The following is a 17676-nucleotide window of genomic DNA, read 5'->3' as shown; positions in this document are numbered from 1 at the left end:
ATGTTCCCTTTTTACAAGCAGCACGACAGCATGCAATGCGGCATCACCTGCCTGCAAATGATATGCAAATACTACGGGAAAGAGTATTCCCTGGAATCTCTTTCCCGTTACTGCTTTGCCACCACCGAAGGCGTATCCCTACTGGGCATCAGCGAAGCGGCAAACAAATTGGGACTACACACCATTTGCGGACGGATAACATTGGAACAGTTGCCCCAAGCCCCCCTGCCCTGCATCCTGCACTGGAGCCAAAACCATTTTGTCATCCTCTACAAAATAAAGAAAGGAAAGAAATTCCATATTGCCGATCCGGGAAAGGGACTTTTAACCTATACAGAAAAGGAATTCAAAGATCACTGGATCAGCACACAGTCTAAAGGGGAAGAAAAAGGAATAGCCATGTTTATCCAGCCCACACCCGCTTTCTACGAACTTTCGGGAGAAACGACGAACAGAAAGCGCTCCTTTAAATTCTTGTTTGGTTACATAAAGCAATATCGCCGATATTTCGGACAAATCATACTGGGAGCTTTAACGGGCTGCCTGCTACAACTTATCTTCCCCTTTCTTACACAAGCCATTGTAGATATTGGTATCACCCATCAGAACCTGGAAATCATTTACCTGATCCTGCTGGGCCAACTCATACTGACCATTAGCCGCACCTGTGTGGACTTTATCCGCCGGTGGATATTGCTCCATATCAGCATGCGAATCAATATCTCCCTGGTATCCGACTTTTTCATCAAACTGCTGAAACTGCCCATGTCTTTCTTCGATACCAAACTAATGGGAGACCTGATGCAACGGATGAACGACCATAACCGGGTAGAGAAATTTCTTACCACACAGATGCTGAATGTAACCTTCTCCCTACTCAGTTTCATTGTGTTCGGTTGTGTACTGTTTGGTTACAACCTGCCGATATTCCTCATCTTCCTCACAGGAAGCATCCTGTACGGGCTATGGATTGCCGTCTTCCTGAAAAAGAGAAAAGCGTTGGACTATGAACTGTTCGAAAAACAGGCCGTGAACCACAATAAGACTTACCAGTTCATCACCTCCATGCAAGAGATTAAACTACAGAACTGCGAACAACGGCGCCGTTGGGAATGGGAAGATGTGCAGGCAGATCTGTTCCAGGTCAATATGAAATCACTGAAATTACAGCAGACCCAGGAAGCGGGAAGCATCTTCATCAACGAAGTAAAAAACATCATCATCACCGTGCTGGCAGCAACAGCCGTCATTCACGGACAAATGACACTGGGAATGATGCTGGCAGTGCAATACATCATCGGACAACTCAATGCACCAGTGGAACAACTGATGAACTTCCTCTACTCACTGCAAGATGTGAAAATAAGTCTGGAGCGCATCAACGAGATTCACGAAATGGAGAACGAGGAAAGCAACAAGGGCGCACTAAGCGCATTTCACGACCGGAACAAAAGCCTGTCTTTCAAAAACGCCGACTTCAAATACGATCCGCACAACCCGAACAAGACACTGGACGGAATCAATATAACCATTCCCGAAGGAAAAGTAACCGCCATAGTAGGAACCAGCGGAAGCGGAAAGACAACGATGATCAAACTATTGTTGGGCTATTACCCCTTGCTGGCGGGGGAAATAACCATCGGTAACACAGACTTGCAGAAATATAATTTGAAATGGTGGCGCAAACATTGCGGAGTAGTCATGCAGGATGGAGTCATTTTCTCGGAAAGCATCGCCCGAAACATTGCAGTAGATGACGGCGAGATTGACAAGGAACGCCTGCTCCAAGCCGCACGCATTGCCTGTATAAACAATTATATCCAATCCTTACCCTTGAAATACAACACATTGATAGGACAGGACGGAATCGGGCTGAGTCAGGGACAGAAACAAAGAATCCTGATAGCGCGTGCCGTTTACAAGAATCCCGATTATATATTTCTGGACGAGGCGACCAATGCGCTGGATGCCAATAACGAACGTTCCATCGTAGAGAACCTGATGGAATTTTATAAAGGAAAAACAGTAGTCATCGTGGCACACCGGCTCAGCACGGTAAAGAATGCCGACCAGCTCATCGTAATAGAAAGAGGTAAGATAATAGAGACAGGGACACACCTGTCGCTCATTGCCAATCAAGGGGCTTATTACCACTTAGTAAAAAATCAGCTGGAGTTAGGAAACTAAAAAATAAAGGAGGCAGAACAATGGAAAACAAAGATTATGAACAGATAGAGCTTCGCAGCGAAAAGGTGAGGAATATCATAGGGCGTATCCCTCCCCTGCTCATTCGTTGCGGCATAACAGTTATCACAGTGCTGCTCGCAGGTCTGGCAGTGGTGGGGTATTTTTATTTCACTTATTACTACAGGGCATAATGATAATGATATTGATAATATAACCAACTCTATTTGCCACTTCACATGAACAAAGCAACCATAAAAACAATCACAATCTCAATGATCATTCATTGCCTGCCGATAATGTCATCCGCCCAGCAAATTGATATATTTGAGCCAGCCATATTAGAATGTGAGTATTATAAAAGAATGGTAACGGATACTCTTGATAGGGAAAATGACTTCAAGGCAGATTATGTAAGATTACGGATAGGAAAACAATCGAGTATGTTTTACAGTCCGAAAGACTTGTCCTATGATTCATTAAGCTACGACAAACTAGCTAAAGCCAGGCTCTTTTTAGAATGCTCCAAGAAAAATCTTCCTTCGCCCGGAGGGCTGTTCAGAGAGCGGCTTTACAAGAATTATCCATCAGGAAAAATAACCGTATTCAATCATTTTGCACTAATGCATTGGACTTATACCGAAGATTGGGAAAAGCCACAATGGGAATTACTGGACTCCGCAAAAACAATATTAGATTATCCCTGCCAGCTGGCCGTCAGCCAATACAGAGGACGTACTTGGTATGCGTGGTTTACGTTTGAAATCCCTATCAGCGACGGGCCATGGAAACTCTGTGGACTGCCAGGACTGATATTGGAAGCACAGGATGCACATAAGGATTATACATTTACTATAACAGGACTCTGGCAAAAGGATATAGAACCGGTCGGGATCTATAATTATGCAGAATATGACTGGGCTAAAACAACAAGAAGCCTGTTCCTACAGACATTGTATAAAGAGATACACACCGACCAGGCAGCCCGAGCAAGGCAGATGTATGGACTTAAAGAAGGAAGAGCAAAAAAAACAGAGTTGCGCCACCGGAATTATGAACTGGAAGAAACAGACTATCCGCATGGTAAATAGAAACGAGAAGAACGATGAAACAAACGATTCTGATACTATTGGCATTCCTTTTTACATTACCCACCTTTTCCCAAACCGCTCTGACTGGAAATGTAATTGACAGTGAGGATAATTCGCCGCTGCACGGTACACTGGTGGTACTGAAAGACACCCAAAAGAAGCACATCATCAGATATGCACAAACCGATGCCGCCGGTAATTTTACCCTGACACTGAAAGAAGGGGAAGTAACACATTGCTCGCTCCATTTTTCCATGATGGGATATAAACCGCAAGAGATTCTCTTGACGGAAACCAGCCGAAGCTTCAGAATAGCCATGCAGCCGGCAGTAATACAAATAAAGGAAGTAACGGTCAAAGCCAAGAAGATCAGAGAAGAAGGAGATACCCTTATTTACAACGTGGCAAGCTTCACGGACAAGCAGGACAAGACCATAGGCGACGTGATGCGTAAAATGCCAGGAGTGGAAGTAACCCAATCCGGCAAAATAACCTATAATGGAACCAGCATCAACAAATTCTATATAGAAGGAAAGGACTTGCTGGAAGGAAAATACGGCATAGCCACCAACGGAATCTCACCGGACGATGTCGGCTCAGTAGAAATAATGGAAGACCACCAGCCCATACGTGTCCTGCAGGGAATCAGCCTGTCTACCCAAGCAGCCGTCAACTTGCGTCTAAAAAACAATGCAAAAGCCCAATGGATAACAAACGTACTGGCCACAGGAGGAGTCTCAGCCCAACCCGAAGGAGGATTATGGAGCATAGAGGCATTTACCATGCAGATGAAACGGAACAAGCAGAACATTACGCTGTACAAGACAAACAACATAGGCAAGAACCTGGAAAAAGAGGTGTCCGACCTTACCATGGAAAAGGACGCATCCGAGTTGTCGGACTATATACAGGTAACTGGAATCTCCATCCCCAACTTGGAACAAAAACGTACTCTCTTCAACCGTTCCCATCTTTTCTCTACCAGCCAGTTATGGGGACTGGGAAAGGACCGAGAGATAAAAGCGCAAGTCCATTATCTGAATGACCGGACAACCTCAGAAGCCTCTTCCAGATATACCTATTATCTGCCCGAAGAAAACAAAATAGTACTGGATGACCAAAAGGCACTGGAACATCTCCACCAACTTTCTGCCGAACTGACTGTAGAGGCCAACCGCTCCACTTCCTACCTGAAGAATATCCTGAAGACGAACCTGCAATGGAGGAATGTGGATGTCAACACCTCGGGCACTCTCCCAAACATGCAACAAGCTGAAGTCCCTGTTTACAAAATAGGGAACACTTTCAATCTCATCAAGCGATTCGGCAAACAGACCGTAGCCTTCTACAGCCGGAACAACTGGCAGCTGAGGCCACAGTCACTGGACGTGCAGCGAGGAATACGCTATCAGCAGAAAACAAGGGAACAAGCTTTCTTCACCCAGGAATCTGCCAGCTATGGAATGAACTTCAAGCACCTGACACTCTCGATGAATGGAGGAGGAACAGCCATGATCCGTGATTTGAACAGCTATCTGCACGGCCTTCCTGATTCGCCGGGCATCCCAGCCAATGGATGGGCTACCCGCTATGCCAACCTGTACGCCATTCCCAAACTGGAATACAAGTACCGTCGTATGGACGGGACACTGGAACTTCCGGTACATTATTATCACTACACTTTTGCCCATAAACTGTCCAAAGAAAACGACTGGACAAGTGCTCCATCCTTACGGATCAGATGGAATGTGACTCCCCACTTACGCATTTCTGTCAGAGGACAGGCCACCTCCAAAGCAATGGACCTCCATTCCTTGTACAACGGATTGATACTGACAGATTACCGTACACTCTCTTCCGGAATAGAAGAATACACCACTACCTCCGGACAGTCCCTTAGCGGAGCATTAAACTTCAAACAGCCGATATGGGGATTATTTGCCAATGTCATGGTTATGCGTTCGTGGAACAGTGCGTCTTTTTTGCAAAGCCAACAGTTTACAGGTGACTACATCATGAAATATTATACCAAATCGCCCCATAAGGGCAATACATGGACAGCACTAGGCACAGTGAGCGGCAATATAGAATGCCTCAAAGGAATGGCGGGAGTGACCTTCCTTTATAGGAAAACCAACCGTTCCATGCTGTCCGAAGGAAAACTGACGGACTATTCTACAGAAAGCTATAACCTGACGGGGCGTCTCAACGGACGTATCGGACAATTCGCGAACTGGCAGTATATCCTTGACTATGGCCAGAACAACCTGCACATCAACCATCAACCGCCCCATAGGCTAAGCCGTTGGCAGCATACGTTTTCTATATTTGCCGCTCCATTCAACCGCCTGAGCACTCAGCTAAGTGGAGAATATTACCACAACGAAGTAGGGGAACACCAATATAAAAACATGTTGCTGCTTGATGGAAAGATATCCTACAGCTTGGGCAAGCATATTGAGTTATCGGCCACACTATCCAATCTGTTCAACCACCGGACATACGGCTATTCGCTTTATGCAGAAACAAGTGTCGTGAAACATGAACGGAAGTTGCGCGGACGGGAGTTCCTTATTTCTTTTTACTTAAAAAAATAACAGTCCAGCCAACAGGAGGCGTCTTTGGGATATGGCCGGAACAAATCCTCACACTCCCAAACCTACCGCATGGGAAACTGCAGGATTCAGCCACGACCTGTGTCCCCTCGAAGAATTCCCGGGCCGGCCTTACACAAACAATTACAACTGACTGACCTCTTCGAATGTCAATCCTGTAATCTCCATAATATCTTCTATAGGAAATCCTTTTTCTTTCATTCTCCGGGCATTTCGAAGAACACCTTCTTTAATGCCTTCCGCACGACCTTCTTCACGGCCTTCTTCACGACCTTCCGCGCGACCTTCTTCACGACCTTCCGCACGGCCTTCTTCACGACCCTCCGCACGACCCTCCGCACGGCCTTCTAATCGTCCTTCTATCTTTCCCTCCAGCTTAGCAGAATCAAGAACATCATTCTGGATCATCAAAGCACTAAGATGTTCATCATAGGCATGGCGTTCCTGAGGCGTCATTGAATAATATTTCAATTTTTCACGTGCCTCACCCAATCCGGGAGCAGTCGTGTCAGGACGGATAATACCCGTCTTCAAATATTCTATCCATTCCTCTAAAGGAGTCACCGCCACCTTGTTGAACTCATTCACACGGATCAGAAAATACTCCGGATAAATTTCGGAAGGCATACGGGGCACAATGGCATCCTTTTCCCGAGTGCTCACTTGAAGAAAGTCTCCGGTATGCACTCCTTTAAATATATTCTGCCCATGATAAAGATAATCGGTTCCATGACCAATATCGAAATAAAGAATGCTGATGGAATATATCTTTTTAACTTTATAATAAGTCTCGCCCAATGAGATATGTTCTGTTATGGCTTTGGCCACTCCATACAGGATACGCTCCAGATAGTACAGTTCACGCGTATTTTGGATCTCGATGATAACAATCTCATTTTTACTATTGAGGGCTTTGATATCAACCCGGTTGAACTTATCATCCTCCGTTTGCTGGTTACCCTCGCTTTCCAGAATCTCCACTATATGAATCTCATCACCTATCAGCACCGTAAGGAATCCTTCGAGCACACCAAAATTGGCTTTATGACGCAGCAGACGCTTGACAGCCCAATCAAAACGGATATATTTATCTTGCAATTCCATAAGAATATAATTTATTCATTTTCAATAGACAAAGATAGCAAAAAGGATCATTCTTTAGAAATTATCCTACCTGTTTTTTTAATTCAAGGCTATTCGGCTATATGTTCATTCATCTAGCGAACTCACGTTAACCTATAACGCAAAAGCGCAAACAGCCCCAAATTCCTTCACGTCCTTCCCCCCTCCTCTACTACAACTCTTCTTTTTCTATCAGCATCAGACATTTATTTCCGTCTTTCAGCATCTCGCTTTGAAGCAGACGATATCCGCACTCGCACAAGGTTTGTTCTATGCCGCAGGGGGTATATAGATGCAAGTGCCTGGTAGGATACAGATATTTATACCGGGCAAGAGCTTCCGTGTCGATGCCGGGCTTGACTATCGGAATCTCTATCAGCATTTTCAGCCGGGGGCCGGTCTTCCGATAGAGGGTTTTCAATACCTGCTTGACATCAAAAAGATGCTCGATGACATCCAAGGCGACAATCATCGAAAGCTCCCCGGGGATAGGCAATGAGTCTGCCCTGTTCACATCCCCCCACATAATGTGGCTTGACACAGGAGAAACCTGACGGGCGGCCGAAGAAAGTTCAATTCCGTATGCATGGCCAAACCCATGAGCCATCCATTGTGCGATGAACGCTCCATATCCACATCCCAAGTCCAATATATGGCAATTCCGCGTAGGAAGAACTCCCCAGGCACGCAGAATATCAAACCTTCTGTCAACCCGGTCCATGTCACGCCTATATTTCGCAAGAAGCGAATCCCGCGTAATATACTGTACGGAACCGGCCGGTACAAAGTCGCTGTCCATATACACGTGGTTTTCATAATACGTCAGGATGCCCGTCTTTTCCTCCCCGTCCACTATGCGGTGAAAAGACTGGGTGTGGTCACGCTGATACCTGAAAATCTTAGCTTGCCACATCTTCCTCAAACATTACATCCAGTTCCTGCATCCAGCCCGCACAGGCAGCACGGTCTATCTTGTCACCCAGTCCGGTCCTTACAGCCACGTCCACCAATGACTTCAATGTGTAATAATACATGCGGACTTCCGCATCCCCGGCATTCATCCCCTCTCTCAATATCCGTCTTAATTTATACAAGGCATTGTGCAGCATGACCCCGCTGATTTTCCCCTTCATCTCTTTGGACATACCGACAACCTCGGCATACGTAAACTCTTTCTGCGAATAATAATTCAGGAAGAACGCCAGATTGACACGCCGGAACCGTTTGTCGGTCTTCATCTTTTCGACAAACAACTGCAAGTATTCCGCATTGCCGGAATCTTTGAGGCGCAGCGCGTAGGTTCTGTATTGAATGATCTTCATGCAGCCCTCTTCATCAGTACCGATATCATTCAGGTTGATCTGGTCTATCCGCTGGCGGACAACGCTTTTTACCTCACCGGACACGGCATTGTCGCCCGACAGGTTCTTGGACAACAGATACAGCAGTTCGTGTCTGATGTTGTTATCCACCTCATCGATATGCTTCAACAGCGTGCGGCAGATCCGTTCTTTTTCCGCCGAACCGCTCAAAAGATGGTGCATAAAATAGTCGATGAAATCGGACAGGTAGAAATCGGACCGGTTCAACAGACTGATGTTCTTCTCCAGGTCCAGCAGTATCTGATAGAGGTATCTGGCATACACAAAAGCCCGGCAATACACATTGCATTCCAGCTCGCCGAAATATTTCCTGTCGATATTTTCTCTTTGCATGGCTTCGGCCACCACCTCGTTCAAACGATGGCCGGCACAGTATTCAGATATGATTTCGTAGATATTCAGATGTTCCGCTTTCATAAACATCTTATCGAAATGACCGAACAGCTGCATCAGCTGCCAGTCTATATGCTTTATCTCCTTCTTCAGCGCATCCTCCACGCTTATCACGTGGCGGCAATTCTCGATGAAGCAAGATTTTTCGGCCTCCGTTTTGTCCGCCAGAAACAAAGAGGCATAGCAGTTGACGTAGGAGGCTACCTTGTCTTCATTGTACGAACAGATATTATTCAGGGTGATTTCCACCACTTCCTTGTTCGCATTGATTTTTTGCTTGATTTCTGTGATGAACTGGCAATCGGTCTTGTCCTGATTGGTATTGTAGGTAATGCAGAATGTGAACTTATCTTTGCATGAGTCCAGTATATTCAGCACCTTTTCAACGTCATTCTGACCGTCGGCATCCTTCTTTTCATCGTCCTTCTTCTTGCCATCGTCCTTCTTCTTGACCACACTGTCCAGATTGGCCAGAAACAGGACGTAATTACCGGATGCGGATTCAAACAGATGCAGCAGGCACCTGCAGATGGTTTCAACACCGCACCGCTCACGGTCCAGCTTGTTAAAGTCAATATAGAGTTTGGGTGACGCGCAGCATTCATAAATCAGTGCCAGCAGGATATTCTCTCCTTTTCCGGGGCCTCCGGTAATAATGAGGGCACGGTGTATATCTGCCATGTCTTTGGCCAGTTGGGAAATAGAGAAGGGAGAGCCGGAGGGAGAATTGGTTTCGGCGATGAGCGAGAAAAGCGTGTCATAGTCCGTAGTATCCGATGCCGCTCTCGACAGCCGGGGCAGGTGTTTCTTGTCGCACTTGCTTCGCAGGTATTCTTCACAAGTCATCGTTCTCCGCGTCTTTCCATCTGTAAACTCATGTATTTCGGACAAGTAAGCGGCCACGTATTCGCTGATATTGCCCATAGCCACTTTTCTGAGTCTTTTTAGCTTGTGTTTCAACGCCTCCTCGCAGGTGTCCGAAGGGCTCTTGACTATCAATAACTCACTTTTGGGGAAGCAATGCCTGGAATCGATCCTTTTCATTAAGGAAAACCAGTCTGCAAAATAATAGGCTTCCATGTCCACAATGTCCCACTCCTTCAAGGTATCCAGCGACTTGTCGGACAGCAGTTCCGCCTTGTTCTTCAGCACATGCGGAAAGGTGATGCATGTGCCGCATTTCACTGTTCCTTCCGTCAAGGCAATTTCTCCACCGGCCAGCAAGGTGCTGATTTCCCGGTCTGCCTTGACTGCATCCAGCCGGGCCTTTATATTTTTCGAGATCTGCCGCAGCAGTTCTTCGTGTCCGGCAGCATTTATTTTATCAAATACACTTTGGACGATGGAACGGTTAATTTCTGCCGTGCTTTGTGAAAAAGTTCCATTGGAATCTTTCTTGGTGACACATACATTTTGAGACACTAAAAAGACTTCCCCCAGTTTTACTTTGGCACCGAATGCTCCTACCACTCCTATGTTGATATAGAATCCTGACTTATAGAAGCGCGAGATGATATAAAGCAGCTTGTAGGCCGCCGCATTTCCCATCTCCTTGATGTTTTCATTGCGTGCCAGGCTGCACACCACGCAGGTTCTTATTTTACGGTTCTTGTCTATAAAGAACAATTTCTCGGCCGACAGACCCGAATGGCCGTATGCGTTGGTCTCGCATACCTCACGGTCAAAAAAGCCTTTTTCACGAAGGAAACCAATAAAGAGTTCTTTTTCTTCTTTCAGAATGGAGAATATGATACAGTCCACATACTCCGGTGTGGGACCGCTTTTTCCGGGGGTGTTCTTCTTTGTGCTCATCATAGTTTTCGATTTTACTTATTGGCTATCTTTCATATATTCGAACAATGCTGTCATGACCTGTCGGTTTACTCCCAGTGCAACTCCTTCGTCGAACATTCTTTTCAGCTCTGTGCAGGGGATATACAGAAATTCCTCCACTTCGTCTTTGTCATAGTGCAAGGCAGAAAGGTCTATATCGCCATGCAGGGTGTATCCGGCCAGGAATACATTGTCTGTTTTGTCCTGTGATGTTTTAGAGTCCCGGCAGGCATAGAGCAGCCGCGCAGGCCCGACATCCAGTTCGATGCCCATTTCCTCGTGCATCTCGCGTTTCATGCAGGCATATTCATCCTCACCCGTCCTCAGGTGTCCGCCCACCGATACGGTAAGCAGCCCGGGCGAAATACTTTTCTTCCTGCTCCGCCGCTGCATCAAGATTTCATGGCGGCTATTGATGATAAACAGCCCCACCACACGGTGCCAGTTTCCATCGCGATGTACCTCGGCATACGTTTTCACGCCTATGCGTTGTCCCGCCTCATCATATATATCCAGCATTTCTTCTTTCATAATCAGTACTTTTTTAAAAGACAGAAGATGCCCCCCTTGTGCAAGGAGGCATCTCTGTGGTTATCTTAACTAAATAAGATTAGTTGTTGTTCTTAGCAACTGTCACCTTAACGATAGAAGATACAGAAGTACCCCAAACGTCGGTTACAGTAACCTTAACCTGACATTCCTGAGCAGTTGCAACTACTGTAAGAGGATCTTTCAATTCGATAGTGAAGTACTGAGACTTGTTGTTCTTATCAATAGAAGCACCTTCGAACGCTGTTCCTACGTTCAAGTATTGCTTAGCATTATCATCAGCAGCCTCGATAGTAACTGTGCTCAAACCTACAGTGTTGTTGTACTTATAAGTATCCACTTTAAGATTTCCCGCTTCAGCGTAGATTTCTCCTACATAGAACTTAGTACCGAATACGTCAGCACCTGTAAATTCGCTGGCAAGAACCTTAAGAACGGCATCTCCCTTGATAGACTTAGCGGCAGTAGGACCGGCAAATGTACCTTCCTTAACCGGGCTCTTCACTGTCAACTTGATTGTTTCAGCTACAGGAGCGATGTTGGGATTACCGAACGGAGCGTAAGTTACCTTGAACTCTCTTTCAGCGTAAACAGTGTTGATAGCGTCTTTAGCATCGTATACAGGAACTGTAATTTCTGTAGAATTGGGACTCATCCAAGTTTTGCCATCAGAAGGCAATACTTCCTTGAATGAAATATTAGTTGCCTTATCTGCGTTCTTGTACAGAGACAACAAATCGTAAGTAACGACATCATTAGCAGGTTTACCGTATGCGCTAGCGTTATTACCGTTGAAGTATGCGGGGTCTTTCACCAGTGAAGCAGCGTTTGCCTTGATGATTACCTTCACGTTTTCTTTACGCAATTCATCAGCACCTTTCTTGAATGTAATTACTGCGTTCAATTCACAAACAGGAGCCTTAGTGTAATCAATCTTGAATGCAAGGAATGTTTCAGCAGTTTCAGCATACTTGTCTTTTACAGATTCAGCCTTACCTTCTTTAGTAAACTTGTAAGCACCAGCCTTAAGTTCGATGAAGGTTGAGATAGCTACATTCTTATCAGCAGCATTCTTAACCTCTGTAATCTCTTTACCTTCAGCATCTACAAACTGAATTTCCATTGCATTCCAGTTCTTCTTGAACAAACCTGCGTCCGCACCCATTGCACTGTACATGTTGTTCAATGAAGTGAATGCCCAGTCAGCGTCTGCCTTCTGAGTAGCTACGCCCAATGTATAGTTTACATCAGCAAGATTGTTGTTAGAAGAGATGTCAGCCTTATTAACAGTTACGTCCATTGTCAAAGCTGTAGCTCCTTCGGACACTTTACCGTTCACATCCATTACGTTTACTTTAACAGTGAAAGTCTGACCTACAGCCACAGCCTTGGTAGCAGTGAACTGACCTTCTCTAGTCAAAGTGATGCCGTAAGTAGCTGCATCGTTAGCGTTAGCCAATTGATAGTAGCACTTGTAAATAACGTCCTCATTAGTCAAAGACTTGTTCAAGTCTACTGTTTCGTTCAATTTTGTAGAAGCAGCATTTGCAGAAACTGCATCTTGTGTTGTACCAGCAGTAATTTCCGCATCGTATGCAGTATATACATAAGAATCACCCGAAGCAGCTCTCAAAGCCAAACGCTGTTTGCTAGCTTCTTTCAATGCTTCTTCTGTAGCACCGGCCTTGATACCTACTGTCAAAGCGAACAAGCCGTTAGCAGAAGATCTTGTGAGAGCGTCTTTAGGATTGTGAGCCTCAGCTTTCGTTACAACGAAAGGAGAAGTACCCTTGCTGTTCACGATAGCGAAATCGATCGCTGTTTCATCAATGCCCGAAGGATTGATCTGTGCAATCAGCTGAGCGGAAGCATTAGTCAATACAGTACCCTTTGCATAGGTTGCACCGTCAAACTTAACACCGTTTTCAGTTTTTACTGTACCGTATGTCAATGTAGCAGTACCTTCCATCAAGCTCATGCTGGTAACAGAAGCGAATTTAGGCAATTTCACCTTTGTGTATTCAGAACCGGCTTGGTTAGCGGCTACGTTCAATTCATAATAGTTGCCCATATCTACTACGTATGCGCTGGCACCCTTTGCAGAAACACCTGTATCGGTAGCGTCGTATGCTTTTGTTTCAGCGTTCCAAGTGTAAACCACCCAGTTGCCTGTTTCGGGGTCGATAGAAGGAGACTTAGCATCGATACCATTGTCACCCGGTTTGCCTGCTTCGCCCGGAGCACCCGGTTCACCCGGTTTACCAGCTTCGCCCGGTTTGCCGTCCTTACCTACAGCGCAAATACCAGTGTCATGACCGTCGATGATCCAGTTGCCTGTTTCTTTATCGATAGCGATTTCCACTTTATCACCTTTGTCACCCTTGTCACCCTTAATGGTTTCGATAGTGCTGGTGCTGTTGTCATTCCAAGTAACGACAATGCCGTCACCTTGCTTTGTTACGTTGGTAACGTATTTACCAGCGTCTACTTTGGTCTGTAAAGCAGCCAGCTGAGACTTGATATCAGTCAACTCTTTGTTGATGTTGTCAATGTCATCATCATAGTCTTTACAAGACACAAATGTACCTGTCGACGAAACCATCAAGGCTCCGAACAGGATTGCACTTAAAAACTTTTTGTTCATAATAGAAAAACTTTAAATTTATAAATTTAAAAAACTAAAATTGATTATACATAAGTAAATTCATTTTCAACTTGTTACTTCATCCGTCTTCCATGCCGTCCGCTCCTTTCCCTCCCTCCTCCTGAAGGACAGGGGAGGCATACCCTCTACCTTGCAGAATGCGGCATAGAAGGCACTTTTCGACGCGAATCCGCAGGATTCCGGCAAATCTTTCAGGGTGCACCGTCCGGACACCAGCAGTTCTTTGGCGTACTGCACCCGGTAGGTGTTTACCAGCTCTTTCAGATTGCATCCAAAATACCGGTTCACCACATTGCTCAGATAAGTCTGGTTGGTATCCAGCATCTCACTCAGTTTTCTCAAGGACAATGAAGCATCCAGAAATACCAGACGTATCTCCAGCTGATACAATATACCTTTATATATATCGCTGTCAGCCTTCCGGACTTCCCCTTCTCCGACGGACACTTCCTTCCAACGCCGCTCGGCGGCCTTATAAAGCAAAGTTTTCTGTCGCACCGAGTCGGTGGTCGTTTTCTTACGTTTTAGAAATAGATATTCCATCTGCCTTGTTCCCGTTTATCAGTTCTTCCGCCCGTTTCAAGGGGACTTATACCTTATATATAAGGCTCTCCGAAACGGGGCTTTTTTGTAGATCTCTTAATAAGAGATCTATTATGAAAAGATAAAAGACATAAAATCAAGTAATTAAGGAGGTGGAAAGACTATATACAAAGAGGATATTTAAAGTGGAAAAATAATTATTTTCACTTACTGGGTAATTTTTTCTATAAAAAATGCACTAGTATTCAAAACTTTACTTATTTTTGCACAGTAAATGTATATCTCTTATTAAGAGACTCATGCTCATGCCGTGCATAATATTCATAGATACAGATACTTACAATCTCCGTCTTTCTCCGAAAGTTATTTTTTTGCTTTGCCATCTTGGTGCAAACTCCTTCACACCAATTTTAAAATAATCGAGTCTTGATCGGTTTCCAATTATGGTGAATTCGCCATAATTAAAGTTCGGATTATATACTTTCCCAAAAATCCCGAAAAACCGAGACCCCGCCACACTGTGCTAAGTGACAACAACCGGACAAATAAGGTTTCTCATCCGGTCGAAGTTGTTGCATCTTCCTTTCGAGTCAGTCATTTCACTTGGGTGATGAAGCTTCATCACTAAAGTGCTCAAACTTCATCACTCTAGTGATACAATATCATCATTAGAGTGAAACAATTGACTCGAAAGGAAGATATCGTATAATCAACCTGACAAAACAAGCTATTATCAGGGATATTCACGCTTAATCACTTTTATCTGAAACCCCACGGGAAACACTTGGAAAACGCATTTTCTGGCAGTATCTTTGTTCCAACGGAAACCCAAAAACAAAAAATATGGATAGAAAATTATTGAACAAAGTAATGAAGAAGCTTGCCTCATCAAATGTAGTAAAAAAAACGTCAGAAGAGAGTACATCTTTCTCATTATCAACGCACAAAGACTCGGAGACGGAGCAAATACAGCAAAAGATGGAGCAATATTTGCTGAACCACTACCATTTCCGCTTCAATGTGCTGACAGAACAAACGGAATACAGCAAGAAGGGCAACGGCACACCTATATATAAGGTAATAAGCCAGCGCACCCTGAACAGTCTGTGTCTGGAGGCGCGCGCCCGCCACATCAACTGCTGGGACAAGGATGTAAGCCGGTTCGTGAACTCGGAGCAGATACCGGACTACCATCCGTTGCTCTCCTACATGGATGCTCTTCCCGAATGGGACGGTAAAGACCGTGTGACTCCGCTGGCGCAACGCATATCCGCGAAAAGTTTCTGGGTGAACAGTTTCCACCGCTGGCTGCTGGGCGTGACCGCCCAATGGAGCGGACGCATGGCCCGGTGCGCCAACGCCGTGGCTCCCATGCTGGTGAGCAGCGAACAGGGACGGTGCAAATCCACCTTCTGCGAACTGCTGATGCCCGATTCGCTGAAGGACTACTATACGGACAGTTTCGAACTGACGGGGCAGGCGGGATGCGAACAGAAACTGGCTTTCTTCGGGCTGATCAACCTGGATGAGTACGACCGTCTCCCGCCGCAGAAACTGCCGTTACTGAAAAATCTGATGCAGATGAAAAAGCTGGACTTCCGCAAGTCGCACCGCTCGTCCTACAGCCACTTGCCCCGCATGGCTTCGTTTATCGGCACCAGCAACCGGAAAGCGCTGCTCACCGACCCCAGCGGAAGCCGCCGTTATTTCTTCGCCGAGGTAAAGGAGAAGATAGACTGCTCGCCACTGGAGCACAAACAGCTTTTCGCCCAGCTGAAAGCGGAACTGGACGAGGGAAAGCGTTACTGGTTCTCGGCGGAGGAGGAGGCCGAGCTGAAACTGCGCAACCAGGCGTATTATGCCTTGCCCACAGAGACGGAGATGGTGTTCCATTACTTCCGGCTGCCGGAGAAGGACGAGGATTTCAAACTCTACTCGGCTGTGGCCTTGTTCAACTTCTTGCTGAAACGTTATCCGGCAGCCATGCGCGGCATGACGGTAAACAAGATGGGAAGAATCATGAACTCGATAGGGGCGGAACGGATGCATACCACAACCGGAAATATGTATAAACTGGTGCCGCTGGCCGGATAAAGGAAAATACCCCCTGCCACACATAGCTGTAGCAGGGGGTATTTTATTGGTAAAAAGGACTCGGCACACCCCCGTTCATAATCTTTATATACTTCAAATCCGGCTATCCCGGTATTATAATCCGGCTATTTCTTCCAATGACAATCCGGTCGCCTTGACTATCTCTTTTGCCGGCACATTCATGGATTTCAAGTTACGGGCTACTGTGATGATGCCTTTCATCCGTCCTTCCACTAAACCTTCGGCACGTCCTTCGGCACGCCCTTCGGCCAAACCTTCTATTCTGGCCCCATCCAGCACATCATTCTGTATCATGATCGCATTAAGATGTTCATCGTAAGCATGACGCTCTTCCGGTGTCATATCATAATATCTCAACTTCTCTCTAGCTTCGGGCAGCCCGGGGGCATGTGCGTCAGGACTGATTTTCCCGGTCTTGAAATAACTGATCCACTCTTCCAGAGGGGTCTTCGCCACTTTGTTGAACTCGTTCACACGAATCAGGTAATACTCAGGGAATACCTTTTCGGGAAGTTTATGGATAATGGCATCCTCCTGCCGCGTGGTAACCTGCAAACGGTCGCCCGTATGCACGCCGACAAAATGATTCTGGCCGTGATAAAGATAGTCACTTCCCTTGCCGATATCGAAATAAAGAATACTGATGGAGTAAATCTTTTTCACCTCGCTGTACTGCTTTCCCAAAGAGATGTGCTCGGTGATGGCTTTCGCCACCCCATACAGGATACGCTCCAGATAATACAACTCGCGCGTGTTCTGTATCTCAACAATGATGATCTCATCCTTGCTGTTCTTCGCCTTGATATCCACACGGTTGAACTTGTCCTCGGGCGTTTGCTGGTTGCCTTCGCTTTCCAGTATCTCCACGATGCGCACCTGCTCATTCAGCAGCACGGTGATCAGACCTTCCAGTACCCCGAAATTAGCCTTGTCGCGAAGCATGCGCTTCATCGCCCAGTCAAAACGTATGTAAGTATCTTTTTCCATATTCCTTCGGTTTTGCCACAAAGGAACGAAATTTATACCGCTTTTCCTAACATATCGGGGATTTAGTGGGAAAGAAAAACTATCGGAAAACAGAGAACAGCATGACAGTAAGCAGGAGGAGGAGAAACATGAATTCGATGGGCGGAACGGAAGCATATCATGGCTGGGAATAGGTATAAACTGGTGATGGCACTGGC

The 17676-nt window shown here is 45.8% G+C and carries 12 protein-coding genes; 5 read left to right on the top strand and 7 right to left on the bottom strand.

Annotated elements, in window-relative coordinates; all coding sequences use genetic code 11:
• The 4 genes from ACYQ0C_RS00465 to ACYQ0C_RS00450 are packed head-to-tail and all read left to right on the top strand — an operon-like array spanning position 1 to position 5872.
• Entirely contained in the window at positions 1–2187 is a 2187-nt protein-coding gene (locus tag ACYQ0C_RS00465; RefSeq protein ID WP_016275114.1) for a peptidase domain-containing ABC transporter, read from the top strand.
• Between the two features lie 20 nt (positions 2188–2207).
• Positions 2208–2378, top strand: a complete 171-nt coding sequence (locus ACYQ0C_RS00460) for a hypothetical protein (RefSeq protein ID WP_016275113.1) — start codon at positions 2208–2210, stop codon at positions 2376–2378.
• Positions 2379–2423: 45 nt separating this feature from the next.
• Positions 2424–3275: a GLPGLI family protein gene (locus ACYQ0C_RS00455; RefSeq protein WP_081642361.1), complete on the top strand. Its 852-nt coding sequence runs from the start codon at positions 2424–2426 to the stop codon at positions 3273–3275.
• 14 nt (positions 3276–3289) lie between these two features.
• Entirely contained in the window at positions 3290–5872 is a 2583-nt protein-coding gene (locus ACYQ0C_RS00450; RefSeq protein ID WP_016275111.1) for a TonB-dependent receptor, read from the top strand.
• A 141-nt stretch (positions 5873–6013) separates the two neighbouring features.
• On the opposite strand, the gene ACYQ0C_RS00445 is transcribed toward ACYQ0C_RS00450, so the two are convergent.
• The 6 genes from ACYQ0C_RS00445 to ACYQ0C_RS00420 form a co-directional block, all read right to left on the bottom strand.
• Positions 6014–6994: a PD-(D/E)XK nuclease family transposase gene (locus ACYQ0C_RS00445; RefSeq protein WP_016275110.1), complete on the bottom strand. Its 981-nt coding sequence runs from the start codon at positions 6992–6994 to the stop codon at positions 6014–6016.
• 190 nt (positions 6995–7184) lie between these two features.
• Positions 7185–7925: a class I SAM-dependent methyltransferase gene (locus ACYQ0C_RS00440; RefSeq protein WP_016275109.1), complete on the bottom strand. Its 741-nt coding sequence runs from the start codon at positions 7923–7925 to the stop codon at positions 7185–7187.
• Entirely contained in the window at positions 7912–10602 is a 2691-nt protein-coding gene (locus ACYQ0C_RS00435) for a hypothetical protein (RefSeq protein ID WP_032941358.1), read from the bottom strand. The genes ACYQ0C_RS00440 and ACYQ0C_RS00435 overlap by 14 nt, the downstream gene beginning before the upstream one ends.
• Before the next feature lie 15 nt (positions 10603–10617).
• On the bottom strand, positions 10618–11151 hold the full coding sequence (locus tag ACYQ0C_RS00430) for an NUDIX hydrolase (protein WP_016275107.1): 534 nt from the start codon (positions 11149–11151) through the stop codon (positions 10618–10620).
• Between the two features lie 79 nt (positions 11152–11230).
• Positions 11231–13813 carry a collagen-like triple helix repeat-containing protein gene (locus tag ACYQ0C_RS00425; protein WP_016275106.1) on the bottom strand — a complete coding sequence of 861 codons (2583 nt, stop codon included), beginning with the start codon at positions 13811–13813 and terminating at the stop codon, positions 11231–11233.
• 66 nt (positions 13814–13879) lie between these two features.
• Positions 13880–14377 carry a helix-turn-helix domain-containing protein gene (locus ACYQ0C_RS00420; protein WP_016275105.1) on the bottom strand — a complete coding sequence of 166 codons (498 nt, stop codon included), beginning with the start codon at positions 14375–14377 and terminating at the stop codon, positions 13880–13882.
• An 843-nt stretch (positions 14378–15220) separates the two neighbouring features.
• Between ACYQ0C_RS00420 and ACYQ0C_RS00415 the strand changes: the two genes are divergently transcribed.
• Complete coding sequence (locus tag ACYQ0C_RS00415; protein ID WP_025077210.1) at positions 15221–16471, top strand: VapE domain-containing protein; 1251 nt, start codon at positions 15221–15223, stop codon at positions 16469–16471.
• A gap of 114 nt (positions 16472–16585) precedes the next feature.
• Here ACYQ0C_RS00415 and ACYQ0C_RS00410 read toward each other — a convergent pair whose 3' ends face one another.
• The gene (locus tag ACYQ0C_RS00410) at positions 16586–17479 is read right to left on the bottom strand and encodes an Rpn family recombination-promoting nuclease/putative transposase (RefSeq protein ID WP_016275103.1); all 894 of its coding nucleotides are present in this window, start codon (positions 17477–17479) and stop codon (positions 16586–16588) included.
• Positions 17480–17676 lie beyond the last annotated feature (197 nt).

This window comes from Phocaeicola sartorii JCM 17136 = DSM 21941 (assembly GCF_054653615.1).
This window is presented reverse-complemented; position numbering and strand designations above follow the sequence as displayed.